This window comes from Serratia sp. UGAL515B_01 (assembly GCF_033095805.1).
In the GTDB taxonomy this organism is placed as follows: domain Bacteria; phylum Pseudomonadota; class Gammaproteobacteria; order Enterobacterales; family Enterobacteriaceae; genus Chania.
Genome location: NZ_CP109901.1, coordinates 3,084,442 through 3,101,312, shown reverse-complemented (window position 1 = coordinate 3,101,312; position 16,871 = coordinate 3,084,442). Strand labels below are relative to the sequence as shown.

10 protein-coding genes are annotated in these 16,871 nt (G+C 49.2%); 5 read left to right on the top strand and 5 right to left on the bottom strand.

All coding sequences use genetic code 11. The features are described from left to right. Window positions 1-68: 68 nt before the first annotated feature. Window positions 69-2,804 carry a two-component sensor histidine kinase BarA gene (gene barA / locus OK023_RS13970; RefSeq protein WP_317693311.1) on the bottom strand — a complete coding sequence of 912 codons (2,736 nt, stop codon included), beginning with the start codon at window positions 2,802-2,804 and terminating at the stop codon, window positions 69-71. A gap of 788 nt (window positions 2,805-3,592) precedes the next feature. On the opposite strand from barA, the gene relA reads away from it, so the two are divergent. From relA to eno, 4 genes are all read left to right on the top strand, one after another. Continuing rightward, entirely contained in the window at window positions 3,593-5,824 is a 2,232-nt protein-coding gene (relA, locus tag OK023_RS13960; protein ID WP_317693310.1) for a GTP diphosphokinase, read from the top strand. 114 nt (window positions 5,825-5,938) lie between these two features. After that, complete coding sequence (gene mazG, locus OK023_RS13955) at window positions 5,939-6,739, top strand: nucleoside triphosphate pyrophosphohydrolase (protein ID WP_317693309.1); 801 nt, start codon at window positions 5,939-5,941, stop codon at window positions 6,737-6,739. A gap of 346 nt (window positions 6,740-7,085) precedes the next feature. Continuing rightward, the gene (pyrG, locus tag OK023_RS13950; RefSeq protein WP_317693308.1) at window positions 7,086-8,723 is read left to right on the top strand and encodes a glutamine hydrolyzing CTP synthase; all 1,638 of its coding nucleotides are present in this window, start codon (window positions 7,086-7,088) and stop codon (window positions 8,721-8,723) included. A gap of 211 nt (window positions 8,724-8,934) precedes the next feature. Then, the gene (gene eno, locus OK023_RS13945) at window positions 8,935-10,230 is read left to right on the top strand and encodes a phosphopyruvate hydratase (protein WP_317693307.1); all 1,296 of its coding nucleotides are present in this window, start codon (window positions 8,935-8,937) and stop codon (window positions 10,228-10,230) included. Window positions 10,231-10,325: 95 nt separating this feature from the next. Here the strand turns inward: eno and OK023_RS13940 are convergent, their stop codons facing one another. From OK023_RS13940 to hutU, 3 genes are all read right to left on the bottom strand, one after another. Beyond that, window positions 10,326-11,720, bottom strand: a complete 1,395-nt coding sequence (locus tag OK023_RS13940) for an amino acid permease (protein ID WP_317693306.1) — start codon at window positions 11,718-11,720, stop codon at window positions 10,326-10,328. A 105-nt stretch (window positions 11,721-11,825) separates the two neighbouring features. Beyond that, window positions 11,826-13,361: a histidine ammonia-lyase gene (gene hutH / locus OK023_RS13935; RefSeq protein ID WP_317693305.1), complete on the bottom strand. Its 1,536-nt coding sequence runs from the start codon at window positions 13,359-13,361 to the stop codon at window positions 11,826-11,828. Then, the gene (hutU, locus tag OK023_RS13930; protein ID WP_317693304.1) at window positions 13,358-15,049 is read right to left on the bottom strand and encodes a urocanate hydratase; all 1,692 of its coding nucleotides are present in this window, start codon (window positions 15,047-15,049) and stop codon (window positions 13,358-13,360) included. The genes hutH and hutU overlap by 4 nt, the downstream gene beginning before the upstream one ends. A gap of 432 nt (window positions 15,050-15,481) precedes the next feature. Here hutU and queE point away from each other — a divergent pair, with 432 nt between their 5' ends. After that, window positions 15,482-16,153 carry a 7-carboxy-7-deazaguanine synthase QueE gene (gene queE / locus OK023_RS13925; protein WP_317693303.1) on the top strand — a complete coding sequence of 224 codons (672 nt, stop codon included), beginning with the start codon at window positions 15,482-15,484 and terminating at the stop codon, window positions 16,151-16,153. A gap of 167 nt (window positions 16,154-16,320) precedes the next feature. Here queE and queD read toward each other — a convergent pair whose 3' ends face one another. Next, the gene (queD, locus tag OK023_RS13920; protein ID WP_317693302.1) at window positions 16,321-16,680 is read right to left on the bottom strand and encodes a 6-carboxytetrahydropterin synthase QueD; all 360 of its coding nucleotides are present in this window, start codon (window positions 16,678-16,680) and stop codon (window positions 16,321-16,323) included. Window positions 16,681-16,871: the final 191 nt, after the last annotated feature.

Below are 16,871 nucleotides of genomic sequence, written 5' to 3'. Positions count from 1 at the left end.
GTCCCACTTATGCATAAGGCACGCTTCTGCGTGCCTTGTTGTTTTGCCTTGATATTTTAAAAAATAAGTCACTCAGCCAGTCGAAAACGTGCCTCGGTATTCACCAATTCTATCTCATCTAAAAGCTCAAACCATTCCGGTTCTAAATCGCTGCTATTGACACCCTGACGTAACTGTTGCTCGAGATAGAAGCACAGCTGCTTGAGACGGGGAACGCCGCTGTAGCTGCAACTGCCGTGCAGTTTGTGGATCAGTTCGAGAATACTGTCGTCCGGTTCCCCCTCCAACAACGCTCTCACCCGATCACTGACCTGTGGCAGGAATTCAACTAGCATTAGCAGCAGATCGCGAGCCAGATCTTCTTTATTGGCGGCTTGGCGCAATGCTAGTGACCAATCTAATGATAGCGATAACTCAGCTGTAGGGCGTAGTTTGGTGGGTTCAGGTTCAACGTCAATGGTGTGGTAGCGGGAAAGCACTTTCGTCAGCATTGCTTCATCAATAGGTTTCGCGAGATAGTCATCCATACCTGCTTGCAATAGATGTTCGCGCTCACCACTCACTGCGTGAGCAGTGACTGCGACAATCGGTGTGGAATTGTGATGGGGCATTTGGCGAATGAGTTCGCTGGCACGGAGTCCATCGATGTTTGGCATCTGAATATCCATTAGGATCATATCGAGCACATTGTCTCGTGCTAGCGCAATGGCTTCTTCACCGCTTTCACACAGCAGCGTTTTTTCCACCTGTTCTGCCAGCAATGTTCCAATCAACTTTAGGTTTGCCGGGTTATCATCTACTGCCATTACTGTTAATGGCAGGCGTTTACGGAGTTGGGGCAGACTCAGCCGATGTAGTGCTTCCGTACGTAGTAAAGGATACAACCGATTGCTGCTGATCGGTTTGATCAGGCAGCCGGTTGCGCCGAGCTTTTTCATTTCTTCGGCGTCAATTTGTGCTTGGCTAGGCAGAGCCAGGATCACCCGAGTGGAAATTTTCAGTGCTTCTGTGAGCTTATCCTTATGTTTTATCAGGCTATCTCTATAAGGGATCGGCACGCTGAGGAGTAGAAAGTCATAATCGCTCTTTGGCAATTGCCCCAGTGTTGGCGAATACACAACTTCTAACTGGGTGGTGCTTAATAGGCTCAATGTGGCTTGCGCAGCGGAAGGATTGGCTTCGATATAGGCCAACGTTTTGCCTTTAAGGTCTGGCAAACAAGGGGGCAGCATCAGCATGCCTTCATTGAGATCAAGTGTGATATGGAACCAGAAGGTTGAACCTCGTCCCAACTGGCTGTGAAAGCAAATATCACCCCCCATCTCTTTCACCAGTTTTTGGGTGATTACCAGGCCCAGACCGGTACCACCATGGCGTCGAGAAATGCTGGCATCCGCCTGACGAAAAGCTTGGAACAGTTGTGATTGCTGGCGTTCAGAAATACCGATACCGGTATCATGGATCTGTACTTCCAGCTCAACTTGTCGTTCTAGCTGGTTACGCTGTTCCACGCGGATATCAATATTGCCCGTCTCGGTGAACTTCACCGCATTGCCTAGCAGATTGGTAACGATTTGTTGCAGACGCAGTGAGTCACCAATTACGTGCTCGGGTACATCATTATGCACATCCAGCGTCAGCTCCAGCCCTTTTTCATGTGCACTGGGGGCCAGTAATACGATAACTTCATCCAGCGTTTCACGCAGAGAGAACGGAATATGCTCCAGCACCAGCTTACCGGCCTCTAGTTTGGAGAAATCCAACACATCGTTAATGATCGTCAACAGATTGTTGGCAGAACGTTCAATGGTTTGGAGATAGTCGATCTGCGTAGCGCTAAGATTGGTTTTCAACATCTGACGGGTAAAGCCAATGACACCATTGAGCGGGGTCCGCAACTCATGTGACATATTAGCCAGAAATTCGGATTTGATTCGAGCAGCTTCCTGCGCACGCTTCTTTGCCAGATCCAGTTCAACGTTCTGGATTTCCATTTGCTCTAATGTTTCGCGCAGATCAGAAGTGGCTTGATCGATATTTTGCTGCATCTCCTCATGATAGGCAGTGAGTGACATTGCCATAGAGTTGATGCCGTTTTTCAACATATGCAGTTCGCCGAGCATAAAGCCTTCAACTCGGCTGTCGAGTTGGCCACGGCGGATACGGTCGACCGTATTGACCATGTTGCGGATTGGGCCGGTGACATCGCGCATCAGGCGATAAGCAAACAGAATTGCGATACACATACACAACAGTAGCAGTAAGGTCGAAATGAAGATCTCTTTATATTGTTGTAATCTTACCGACTGTAAATCCAGCTCAATGGCGACATAACCGAGATTGTTGTCAGGCTGTATATCGCTGTTGCTATTTTCGTCCGGATAATGGGTTTCTGACACAATTGGCGTTCGAAGGATTAAAGAGTCACCCCGCCGCGTCAGCATTAATTCGGTGGGGATTGGGACATCCTTCGGTAACTGTAATTGAGTATAATTGTAGTGATAATTGGAAGTGACAAACAGGTTGTTATGCGTATCAAATACGGTAATAGAACGCACAATATCCGAATGACGACGGTGAAGAAGGCTAACCAATTGCCTGACTGACTCACGGCTACGAAAGGTCATGCCATATTCGCTGGCTACGGCTAAAGGTTCGATAATGCTGGCACCAGCATCAACCAACTGTTCCTGCAGTTCGTTGTAGCGGTGTACCACAAAGAAGGTGCTCAGCAGAAGACCGATCATTAATGTTGGCGCCAGGATCAGGATCATCATCCGCGCCCGCAAGCTGTATTTGGTCATGGGATTCCAATGTGGAAAAATTGGGACTAATTCTAGTTAGCTTAATGAACCGGCACGTAATCGACAATATGGCGTAATGCTACGTGACGACCCAAGCAGCTTCACAAGTATTAACTTCACTGTAACGGTAACCGATCTCGATCCATTCAGCCATGAAAGTAACGCTGTATTTTTTTGCTGTTATTCTACCGGGCGGACAAGCAGAAACTCAACTGACGGAAAATAAATAGCAATTCACTCAAGGTAAGTTGAAACGTCTGAGTATTGGGTGCCGTAATCGGGTATTGGTTCTGTTGTGCAGAATAGTCAAGCAGTACCTTTTAATTGCCTGCGGTATTCGTATGTAATTAAAGAATACCGCCACGTTTTTAGCTCAGCGTTGACCAGATGGCAAAAGTGGTAGTCGGAGTTGCCACGCTGGTTGCGAATAGGCAATATAATGCACATAAAAATTTACTGAGTAATGTATCCTTTTTTCCCTGGAAATTTTGGGGATGACGTTGAGTGACAACCTTGGGCAGCACAGGGATTTGATTAGGTTACGCTGGACTCTGCCCGCGCAGGCGCGTTTAGAATGATGCCATATATTGTCAAGTTTGCATCACAGCGCGTGATTTATGTTTCCTTCAATCCTACGATGCTGGCATATGGCAGCAGCGTGTTGCTCAACGCAGGTTATCGTATTGCTCGCGTGCGGATGTCGTATATGTTTTCGCACACGGGGCATCTTGAATCCATGACGCTGGATATACAGGCGTCAGGGGTCGCTGCAAAGGTCGGGAGAAGTTATGGTTGCGATAAGAAGTGCACATCTGAATACTGCAGGTGAATTCGCCCTTGATGATTGGATCGCCAGCCTGGGTCTTCCTAACGCTCAGTCAGGTGAGCGATTGGCCGCAACCTGGCGTTATTGTGAACAACAGACTAAAAATCATCCCGATTCGTCACTGTTACTCTGGCGTGGCCTTGAAATGGTAGAGATCCTCTCCACGCTGAGTATGGACAACGAGAGCATGCGTGCGGCGTTGCTGTTTCCGCTGGTGGATGCCGCGATTGTGCAAGAGGCAACGCTGACCGAAGTGTTTGGTCCAGGAATTACCTCTCTGGTTCATGGTGTACGGGACATGGATGCTATTCGTCAACTGAAAGCCACGCACAATGACTCTATGGGATCTGAGCAGGTTGATAACGTTCGCCGTATGTTATTGGCTATGGTGGAAGATTTCCGCTGTGTGGTTATTAAGCTTGCCGAACGGATCACCCACCTGCGTGAAGTCAAGGATGCGCCAGAAGATGAACGCGTATTGGCGGCAAAAGAGTGTTCCAATATTTATGCACCACTGGCCAACCGCCTCGGTATTGGACAACTGAAGTGGGAATTGGAAGATTTCTGTTTCCGCTATCTGCATCCTGACGAATACAAACGTATCGCCAAGCTGTTGCATGAACGCCGTATCGATCGTGAGCAGTTTATTGATGATTTTGTTGCCTCATTGCACGAAGCCATGGTGGATGAAGGCATCAAAGCGGAAATTTATGGCCGTCCAAAGCATATCTATAGCATCTGGCGTAAGATGCAGAAAAAATCCTTGGCCTTTGACGAGTTGTTCGATGTGCGAGCGGTGAGGGTTGTTGTCGAGCGTTTACAGGATTGTTATGCGGCATTGGGTATCGTACACACGCATTTTCGCCACCTGCCGGATGAGTTCGACGACTATGTTGCCAACCCGAAACCGAACGGTTATCAATCGATTCATACCGTGGTGCTCGGGCCTCGGGGAAAGACGCTGGAAATCCAGATCCGTACCCGTCAGATGCACGAAGATGCTGAACTTGGCGTTGCCGCACACTGGAAATATAAAGAAGGTGCGGTAGCAGCAGCGCGTTCTGGTTATGAAGAGCGTATTGCCTGGCTGCGAAAACTGATTGCCTGGCAGGAAGAAATGGCTGACTCAGGTGAGATGCTTGACGAAGTCCGCAGCCAAGTGTTTGACGATCGCGTCTATGTGTTTACGCCAAAAGGTGACGTAGTGGATCTGCCTGCGGGTTCGACGCCGCTCGATTTTGCCTACCATATTCATAGCGACGTTGGCCACCGTTGTATTGGCGCAAAAATAGGTGGCCGAATTGTGCCATTTACTTACCAATTGCAAATGGGTGATCAAATCGAAATCATCACTCAAAAGCAACCGAACCCAAGCCGTGACTGGTTGAATCCGAATCTGGGTTATGTGACGACGAGTCGTGGACGCTCTAAGATCCACAATTGGTTCCGCAAACAAGACCGTGACAAAAACATCCTTGCCGGCCGGCAGATGTTAGACAATGAACTTGAACATCTCGATATCAGCCTGAAAGAGGCTGAAAAACTACTGATTCCACGTTATAACGTCAACTCGTTAGATGAGGTGCTTGCAGGGATTGGTGGGGGTGATATTCGCCTGAATCAGATGGTGAATTTTCTTCAGGGCAAGCTCCATAAACCGAGTGCAGAAGAGCAGGATCGCGAAGCACTGCGACAACTTACCCACCACAAAGCACCAGCGGCTGCCCGTAGCAAAGATCATGGTCGAGTAGTGGTTGAGGGCGTTGGTAATCTGATGCACCACATTGCTCGTTGTTGCCAGCCTATTCCAGGTGATGAGATTGTAGGCTTTATCACTCAAGGACGAGGGATCTCGATCCACGGTGTGGATTGCGAACAACTGGCCGAACTGCAATCTCATTCGCCTGAGCGGATCGTTGATGCCGTCTGGGGGGAGAGTTATTCCAGTGGTTATTCGTTAGTGGTGCGAGTAGTGGCTAACGATCGTAGTGGATTACTACGCGACATTACCACGATTTTGGCCAACGAAAAGGTCAATGTATTGGGGGTAGCCAGCCAGAGTGATACTAAAAAGCAGTTAGCCACGATTGATATGGACATCGAAATTTACAATCAGCAAGTGCTGGGGCGTGTATTGGCTAAGCTCAACCAATTAGCGGACGTTATCGAAGCAAAGCGCCTTCACGGCAAATGAATACCCGGTATTCTTTAAACAGAATTGTTTTAGCGCCTCGGTACGGTTTGTGATCCACAGGTGTAACCTTTATAAGGGCACGTTTGTGCCCGCTTTCTTTTTAGAGAAATCAATATGATCCAGTCCACCCCGTTACAACGTCTGTTGACCATCATGAAAACCTTACGCGATCCGCAGGGGGGATGCCCGTGGGATCTCAAGCAAACCTTTGCCACTATTGCGCCATATACACTGGAAGAAACTTACGAAGTGCTTGATGCCATTGAGCGCCAGGATTATGCCGATCTGCGTGATGAGTTAGGTGATCTGCTGTTCCAGGTCGTGTTCTACGCCCAGATGGGACACGAACAGGGACTATTTGATTTTGACCAGGTCTGTAACGCCATTAGCGACAAGCTTGAACGCCGTCATCCACACATTTTTGGTGAAGCTGAAGCTGCCGATAGCGAAACCGTTTCGGCACGCTGGGAGCAATTGAAGGCAGGTGAACGGGCAGAGAAAGCGTTGCATTCGGCGCTGGATGATATTCCTAATGCCTTACCTGCCTTGATGAAAGCTCATAAAATACAGAAACGCTGTGCTGCGGTGGGGTTTGATTGGAACACCTTAGGGCCAGTATTGGATAAAGTGTACGAAGAACTCGACGAAGTGATGCATGAAGCGCAGCAAGCTGTCGTGGATGAACAAAAACTGGAGGAGGAAATTGGCGATCTGCTATTTGCTACGGTCAATCTTTCTCGCCACCTCGGCTATAAAGCTGAAAATGCGCTGCAAGCCGCCAACCGTAAGTTTGAGAGGCGTTTTCGTCAGGTGGAAGAAATCGTGCAACAGCACGGCTTGCGGATGCAAGATGCCTCACTGGAACAGATGGAAGAGGCTTGGCAGCAGGTGAAGCACATGGAAAAATCATCTTAAATACTCGTTTTCACAGTAATGTTTGTTTGATCGGAGACAATGTTCAAATTAGCTGAAACGGTTAAGCTGAGTCTCATGGCTTGCGAAGTGTTCGATAAAAAGCTAACAAATGGAAATGTAATGTATTTTTTAATCAGTAATGCAAATTACTGGCCATATTTTTTTGTAATTTGTTGTTTTTAAAATAATTAAAGCGTTTTTTTTCGGGTTTTATCTGCATTGACTCATCGGCGGAAAGAGAAGATGGATGACAAAACGATCGTTTGTAGGTCAAGAGAGGTTCGGGTATACTACTTTCCCGTCTTGGTTCTTCCATCGTCTTTAAACCTAAACTCTCAGGTTCAGCATGACAACTAATTATATTTTTGTGACCGGCGGGGTCGTATCCTCTCTGGGTAAAGGCATTGCCGCAGCCTCTCTGGCGGCTATTCTTGAAGCCCGTGGCCTCAACGTTACCATCATGAAACTGGACCCGTACATCAATGTGGATCCGGGCACCATGAGCCCGATTCAACATGGGGAGGTTTTCGTCACCGAAGATGGCGCAGAAACCGATCTTGACCTGGGTCACTACGAGCGCTTTATCCGTACAAAAATGACGCGGCGCAACAATTTCACCACAGGTCGTATTTACTCTGAGGTATTGCGTAAAGAACGTCGTGGCGACTATCTGGGTGCGACAGTTCAGGTTATCCCACATGTGACCAATGCGATCAAAGAACGCATCATTGAAGGCGGTGAAGGGCATGACGTGGTGCTGGTTGAAATTGGTGGCACGGTCGGTGATATAGAATCTCTGCCATTCTTGGAGGCCATTCGCCAGATGGCGGTTGAAGTGGGCCGCGAGCATACGTTGTACATGCATTTGACACTGGTGCCATACTTGGCAGCAGCGGGTGAAGTGAAAACCAAGCCGACCCAGCACTCAGTAAAAGAACTGCTTTCCATTGGTATCCAGCCTGATGTGCTGATCTGTCGTTCCGATCGCACGGTTCCTGCTAATGAACGTGCTAAAATCGCACTGTTCTGCAATGTCCCTGAAAAAGCCGTTATCTCTTTAAAAGACATTGATTCTATTTATAAAATTCCTGCTCTATTGAAATCCCAAGGGTTGGATGATTATATTTGTAAACGATTCAGCCTCAGCGCACCGGAAGCTGACCTGACCGAATGGGAACAGGTGATTTACGAAGAAGCCAATCCAGGTGGTGAAGTCACTATCGGCATGGTTGGTAAATATGTCGAATTGCCGGATGCGTATAAGTCGGTGATAGAGGCGCTGAAGCACGGTGGTTTGAAAAATCGTCTGACCGTCAACATCAAGCTGATCGATTCGCAAGATGTTGAAACACGCGGTGTTGAAGTGCTGAAAAACCTGGATGCGATCCTTATTCCTGGTGGCTTTGGTTACCGTGGTGTGGAAGGAAAAGTGATGACAGCGCGTTATGCGCGCGAAAACAAAATCCCTTATCTGGGCATTTGCCTAGGTATGCAGGTGGCTTTGATTGAGTTTGCCCGTAATGTGGCCAGCATGGAAAATGCCAACTCGACGGAGTTTGTGCCAGACTGTAAGTACCCTGTGATAGCCTTGATCACCGAATGGCGTGATGAAGACGGTAACGTTGAAGTACGTACTGAGGAAAGTGATCTGGGGGGAACCATGCGTGTTGGCGGGCAACAATGCCATCTGACAGACAACAGCCTGGTGCGCAAGTTGTATGGAGAGAAAACCATCGTTGAGCGTCATCGCCACCGTTATGAAGTCAACAACATGCTGTTGAAGCAGATTGAAGCCGCAGGCTTGCTTGTTGCTGGCCGTTCTGCTGACAACAAACTGGTTGAGATTATTGAACTGCCTGACCACCCATGGTTTGTGGCCTGTCAGTTCCACCCGGAGTTTACTTCGACACCACGTGATGGGCACCCGTTGTTCGCTGGTTTTGTCAAAGCGGCGGGTGAGTATCAGAAGTGTCAGGTGAAATAAGAGTTTGTAGATAAGCGACGCGCGGCAAAACCGCGCGTTGTTCGTCTGGAGTTTTATACCCAAAATAATTCGAGTTGTATGTAGGCGGCAAGTTTGAGAGTCGCCAGGAGCCATAGCTCACTATGTGACTGGTGCGAGCGGACGAAGCCAACACCCATGCAACTTGAAGAATGAAGGGTATAGTTTAATTTGTGACTTGAGGAAAACCTGTATGTCTAAAATTGTTAAAGTCATTGGTCGTGAAATCATCGACTCACGCGGAAACCCTACAGTTGAAGCTGAAGTGCATCTGGAAGGTGGTTTCGTCGGTTTGGCTGCAGCGCCGTCAGGTGCATCTACCGGTTCCCGGGAAGCACTGGAACTGCGTGATGGTGACAAATCTCGTTTTCTGGGTAAAGGCGTGTTGAAAGCCGTTGGTGCGGTAAACGGCCCAATCGCTCAGGCATTGCTGGGTAAAGATGCCAAAGACCAGGCTAACATCGATAAAATCATGATCGACCTGGACGGCACTGAGAACAAGTCCAACTTTGGCGCTAATGCTATCCTCGCTGTTTCGCTGGCTGCTGCTAAAGCTGCTGCTGCGTCCAAAGGTATGCCTCTGTATGAGCACATTGCAGAACTGAACGGCACTCCAGGCAAATTCTCTATGCCTTTGCCAATGATGAATATCATCAATGGTGGTGAGCACGCTGACAACAACGTCGACATTCAGGAGTTCATGATCCAGCCAGTAGGCGCGAAAACCCTGAAAGAAGCTGTGCGTATCGGTTCTGAAGTTTTCCATCACCTGGCTAAAGTGCTGAAAGCCAAAGGCATGAATACTGCCGTGGGTGATGAAGGTGGTTATGCGCCAAACCTGGGTTCAAACGCTGAAGCGCTTGCTGTTATCGCCGAAGCGGTGAAGGCAGCAGGTTACGAGCTGGGTAAAGACGTGACCTTGGCGATGGACTGTGCAGCTTCTGAATTCTACAAAGACGGTAAATACGTTCTGGCTGGCGAAGGCAACAAAGCGTTCACCTCTGAAGAGTTCACTCACTTCCTGGAAGATCTGACCAAACAGTATCCAATCGTTTCTATCGAAGATGGTCTGGATGAATCTGACTGGGCGGGCTTTGCATACCAGACTAAAGTACTGGGCGACAAAATCCAGTTGGTGGGTGACGATCTGTTCGTAACCAACACCAAGATCCTGAAAGAGGGTATCGAGAAAGGTATTACTAACTCGATTCTTGTCAAACTTAACCAGATCGGTTCTCTTACTGAAACTCTGGCATGTATCAAAATGGCAAGAGACGCGGGCTACACTGCGGTGATCTCTCACCGTTCAGGTGAAACCGAAGATGCCACTATTGCTGACTTGGCAGTAGGGACTGCGGCAGGCCAGATCAAAACCGGTTCTATGAGCCGTTCTGACCGTGTTGCAAAATACAACCAACTGATCCGTATCGAAGAAGCTCTGGGTGATCGTGCCCCGTTTAATGGCCTGAAAGAAGTTAAAGGTCAGTAATAACGCTTTGATTTATATCAGATAAAATAAAAAACCCGCTAAGGCGGGTTTTTTTCTGTGCTCTACTTTTATCACCCGCTGAGTGGCACCTGTTTTCACTGACTTTCGGTACGGGCTACAACGGATGCGTCGCTGTCTTTTTTACGAACCCACACCCAGTAAGCTAACGTCAGGAATGCCACCCACACCAGCCCGACAAACAGTGCGATACGGCTCTCCTCGAAGTACCCAAGCAGGCCGATCACAAACAGCATAAACGCCGTTGCAAGCGCGGGAGCAACGGGCCACCAAGGTACCTGAAAGCTCAAATTGCGAGTTTCTTCTTCGGTAAGTGTTCGGCGCATGGCAATTTGTGAAAGTAGGATCATCAACCACACCCAAACCGTAGCAAAGGTAGCAATAGAGGCGATGATCATAAATATCTGTTTAGGGATCAGGTAGTTGAGTACTACTGCCAATAGTAACGCTATTGACATAACCAATACCGTCATCCATGGCACACCGTTTTTGGTCAGTTTGGAGAAGCTTTTCGGGGCCTGACCATCATTAGCCATGCCATACATCATGCGCCCTGCGCCGAAAATATCACTGTTGATGGCAGAAATAGCCGCGGTGATCACCACTACGTTGAGGACGTTAGCCGCCGAATTTATCCCTAAATTGCTGAAGATTGCGACGAATGGGCTACCATTCTGCCCAATGCTGTTCCACGGATAGATAGACATGAGCACCAGTAACGTCAACACATAGAACAGCAAGATACGTATCGGTACAGCATTAATAGCTTTTGGTAGTACCTTGTCAGGGTTTTTAGCTTCGCTTGCGGTAATACCGATAATTTCAATTCCACCGAATGCGAACATCACCACAGCAAGGGAAGCGATGACACCACTCACCCCATTTGGCATAAAACCGCCATGCTGCCACAGATTACTGAAACCGGTAGCTTGTTCAGTCATACCGAAGCCAAACAGCATTACGGCGGCACCGCCGACGATCATTGCCACGATAGCCGCGACTTTGACCAATGATAACCAGAACTCCATTTCGCCAAACACTTTGACGTTGCATAGGTTAAGCGCACCGATAAAGAAAATAATGCTTAGTACCCATACCCATTGTGCAACCTCGGGAAACCATAGCCCCATATAGATACCGAAAGCGGTCACATCGGCCAATGCAACAATCACCATTTCAAAGGTATAGGTCCAGCCGGTAAGAAAGCCGGCTAATGGGCCAAGGTAATGGTTGGCATAGTGGCCGAATGAGCCAGAAACGGGTTGATGTACTGCCATTTCTCCTAATGCCCGCATCACCATAAAGACTGCCGCACCGCCGACCAGATAGGCCAGCAATACGGCAGGGCCAGCTAACTGAATCGCGCCAGCTGAACCATAAAACAACCCAGTGCCGATGGCCGAGCCGAGGGCCATAAAGCGAATATGCCGCGCGTTCAAGCCGCGTTGTAGTTGTGGTTTTTCGATAGGCATGTTGCTCTCCGTTTTTAATATCGTTGTCGGACAGGCAGCGCTATCCGCGCCGGGGGAACGAACCCCGGCGAGATAGAGTACGAAATTGTAGGGTAGAAGAATGTGTTACGCCTGGCTAGGCAGCAACGTGGCTGGTACCAGAGAGGTCAAGTGACCTGCTGCTAACAGCTGGCTGGCTGCTTCGATGTCGGGAGCAAAGAATCGATCCTTGTCGTAATAACTGACATGTTCGCGTAGCAGGTGGCGAGCCTGTTCCAGGCCTTCAGTCGTCTTCAGCCCTTTACGCAGATCCAGACCTTGGCACGCAGCTAGCCATTCCACGGCCAAAATGCCGCGCACGTTATCTGCCATCTCCCACAGGCGACGCCCTGCCGCTGGCGCCATCGAAACATGGTCTTCCTGATTGGCTGAAGTTGGAATGCTATCGACACTGGCCGGATGTGCCAGTGCTTTGTTTTCGCTAGTCAGGGCTGCAGCGGTCACCTGTGCGATCATAAAGCCAGAATTGACACCGCCGTTCTCCACCAGGAACGGTGGTAACTGTGACATGTGTTTATCCATCATCAGAGAAATACGGCGCTCAGAGAGCGAACCGATCTCAGCAAATGCCAGTGCCAGGTTATCTGCAGCCATGGCGACGGGTTCAGCATGGAAATTACCACCTGACAGAACATCCCCTTGTGCGGCGAATACCAGAGGGTTATCTGAAACGGCATTGGCTTCGATCTCAAGAACTTCAGCCGCTTGGCGGATTTGCGTCAGACAGGCACCCATCACCTGAGGCTGGCAGCGCAGAGAATAAGGGTCCTGCACTTTTTCGCAGTTTTGATGTGAATCAGATACATCACTACGTTCTTTCAATAGATGACGATAAGCCGCGGCGGCATCGATCTGACCACGCTGACCACGCACCTCGTGAATGCGTGGGTCGAAAGGGCTGCGTGATCCCAGCGCCGCTTCCACTGTCAGGCTGCCCGCTACCGTCGCAGCGGCATACAGATCTTCTGCGTCAAACAGACCGCGCAGGGCGAAAGCAGTAGAAACCTGTGTGCCGTTTAACAGCGCCAGACCCTCTTTAGCGGCTAGCGTCAAAGGTTTCAAACCGGCTTTTGCCAGTGCATCGGTAGCTGTTAACCATTCGCCTTGATAGCGGGCTTTCCCTTCACCCAGCAGCACCAGACTCATATGCGCCAGCGGCGCCAGATCGCCAGAAGCACCGACAGAACCTTTTAGTGGGATATGTGGATACACTTCGGCATTGACCAACGCCATCAACGCCTGGAGTACTTCCAAACGGATACCTGAGAACCCGCGTGACAGGCTGTTGATCTTCAGAACCATGATCAGACGTACCAGATTGTCATCGGTGGCAGCACCCACACCGGCCGCGTGCGACAGCACGATAGAGCGTTGCAGGTTTTCCAAATCGTCACGGGCAATACGCGTTGAAGCCAGCAGACCGAAGCCAGTGTTAATACCGTAGGTTGTACGGTTTTCTGCCACAATACGTTCAACGCAGGCCACGCTCTGCTGGATCGCACCATAGGCGTTGTCGTCCAGTGTCAGCGTGACCGGATGTTGATAAACCTGACGCAATTCTGCGAGGGTCATTTTGCCTGGGCGGATAGTCAGCGCTTTCATGCTTTATCTCCTTGAGTCGCAGTCACCATTGGCAAGTTAAGGCCTTGCTCACGGGCACAGTTGATAGCAATGTCGTAACCGGCATCGGCGTGGCGCATTACACCCGTCGCTGGATCATTATGCAGTACACGTGCGATACGCTCCGCGGCTTCATCGGTGCCGTCACAGACGATAACCATACCGGAATGTTGGGAGAAGCCCATACCTACACCACCACCGTGGTGCAGAGAAACCCAAGTTGCGCCGCTGGCGGTGTTAAGCAGTGCGTTGAGCAGTGGCCAGTCGGACACTGCGTCAGAACCATCTTTCATCGATTCTGTTTCACGGTTTGGGCTGGATACTGAACCAGAGTCCAGATGGTCGCGGCCAATCACGATGGGTGCAGAAAGTTCGCCACGACGAACCATTTCATTAAATGCCAAGCCCAGTTTTGCTCGCTGACCAAGCCCAACCCAACAGATACGTGCGGGCAAACCTTGGAAACTGATGCGTTCACGTGCCATATCCAACCAATGATGCAAATGTTCGTCATCTGGGATCAGTTTTTTGACCATCGCGTCAGTTTTGTAGATATCCTGCGGGTCGCCAGACAACGCAGCCCAGCGGAATGGACCAATTCCCCGACAGAACAGAGGGCGAATATAGGCGGGCACAAATCCGGGGAAATCGAAGGCGTTCTCGACACCCATTTCTTTAGCCATCTGACGGATGTTATTTCCGTAGTCGAAGGTTGGCACTCCCATTTTCTGGAATGCCAGCATGGCGGTAACATGCTCGGCCATCGACTGTTTAGCTGCCGTAACCACCTGAGCAGGTTCGGTTTGCGCACGGCGACGATACTCCTCCCATGTCCAGCCTTTTGGTAAATAACCGTTTAGCGGGTCGTGGGCGCTAGTTTGGTCGGTCACCATGTCTGGGCGCACGCCGCGTTTGATCAGTTCTGGCAGGATTGCTGCCGCATTGCCGCATAGGGCGATGGAGATTGCTTTGCCTTCACTGGTATATTTTTTGATACGCGCCAATGCGTCATCCAGATCCTTGGCTTGTTCATCGACATAACGGGTTTTCAAACGGAAATCGATGCGGCTCTGCTGGCATTCGATATTTAGCGAACAAGCTCCGGCAAGCGTGGCTGCCAAAGGTTGTGCGCCGCCCATACCACCCAACCCTGCAGTCAGCACCCAGCGGCCCTGTAGGTTACCCTCGTAATGCTGGCGGCCAGCTTCAACAAAGGTTTCGTAGGTGCCTTGCACAATGCCCTGGCTGCCGATGTAAATCCAACTGCCAGCGGTCATCTGGCCGTACATTGCCAGACCTTTGGCATCCAACTCGTTGAAGTGTTCCCAGGTTGCCCAGTGAGGAACCAGGTTAGAGTTGGCAATTAGCACACGTGGAGCATTGCTATGGGTTTTGAACACGCCAACCGGTTTACCTGATTGCACCAGCAGGGTTTCGTCGTCTTCTAGATTTTTAAGGGATTCGACAATTTTGTCGTAGCAATCCCAATCACGCGCTGCGCGGCCAATACCGCCATAGACCACCAGCTCGTGCGGATTCTCTGCTACTTCAGGATCAAGGTTGTTCATCAGCATGCGCAGTGGCGCTTCGGTCAGCCAGCTTTTTGCATTTAATTTTGTGCCGCGTGGTGCGCGTACATCGACATTGCGAACTCTGTTATTTGCAGTCACAGCGATTTCCTCAAACAGTATCGGTACAGATCTCATGACGAGGCAGAAACGACCCCAAGTCATAACAATGCGTAGGTTTAATTAACATATACTTGTATGTACAATCATATGCAATACCAAAGACTGGAGAAACAATATGGCGAATAGGAGGCAAATATTGATTTAGTTTGTTGTTTTTTATTGAATTTAAAGTGTGTTTTTCAGTAATCTTCCGTTATGGGGCAGGAAGATTTTACGCAAAACAGAATCAAATTTGTGTCATTTTTGAGCGATAAGTCACAATAATGTTACATGGGATTTACAAAAAACGTCTGATACGAAGTCGTAATACATTGTTCGATGTATTAATAGGAAAAATGAGAGTTTGTTGGTGCTGGACGCCTGTTTGGGTTCTGCGATAATCATGCTTTACCCTTCTGAATTGAGAAATCGATGATTTACCCGATTAATGAAATATTCCAGACCTTGCAGGGTGAAGGCTATTTTACCGGAGTTCCGGCTATTTTTATCCGCCTGCAAGGGTGTCCCGTAGGATGCAGTTGGTGCGATACCAAACATACTTGGGAAAAGGACGTTGATCGGGAGGTGGATATGCACCGGCTCTTGGTAAAGCGCGAAGAGAGTGACACGTGGAGTCGCGCCACCCCGGAACAACTACTCAGGATCATCCAACAGCAGGGATATGCCGCCCGCCACATTGTGATCACGGGGGGGGAACCGAGCATTTACGATCTGAACCCACTGACCACGTTTTTGGAAAATAACGGTTTTAGCTGCCAAATTGAGACCAGCGGTACTTATGAGGTCCGTTGTTCTTCCTCTACCTGGGTGACCGTTTCGCCAAAAGTAAATATGCGCGGGGGATTCAAGGTGTTATCTCAGGCCCTGATTCGTGCCGATGAGATCAAACACCCGGTTGGGCGTGAGCGCGATATTGAAGCGCTTGATACGTTGTTGGCCACGCTAGATGACCAAAAGCAACGCATCATCGCTCTGCAACCGATTAGCCAGAAAGAAGAGGCAACGCGGTTGTGTATTGAAACTTGCATTGCCCGTAACTGGCGGCTTTCAATGCAAACTCATAAGTATCTCAACATCGCCTGACAATTCGCTTGCGGTGGTGGGTTTTGACTAGGCTATGTCCCTTAATTGCATTCGGGCACCGCTGGCAGTCATTTGTGCGCAGAGCAAGGGTAAGTCGTGAGGTTTGGTGGGCCCAATAAGCGGCCAGCACTTTGCCTTGATGACGAACTTTTATGTCACGGCACAACCTAGCCTTTATACACACAGCCTGCTGTACAGGTTTCTTTCACCATCACGGCGCTCAGTTCTGGCAGTTGTGGCTTCACTTGCTGCCAAATCCAGGCGGCAAGCACCTCGCTAGTCGGATTCTCTAATCCAGGAATGTCATTCAGGTAATGATGATCAAGACGTTGCCAAATCGGGTTGAACGCGGCTTTAAGATCAGCAAAATCCATTACCCATCCGGTATGCGCATCCACTTCGCCGGTGACTTCTAAACGCACCACAAAAGAATGCCCGTGCAGACGGCCGCATTTATGGCCTTCAGGCACATGTGGCAAGCGGTGTGCGGCTTCAAACTGAAAATCTTTAAACAGCGTGGTTGGCATCAAGATAGTCTCATTGATTCAAAAACTGTCGCATAGTAACGGAAAGCAGTGCTGCTTGCCATGTATCCCAGTCAGTTAAGCCATATCACTTTTTTTGTTAGGTTTGAGATATTTTTATCGGCAGTGTTCATCAGCCATAAATACGGTTCATTAAAAAAATATATATTTATCAATTTATTAAAAATAAATTC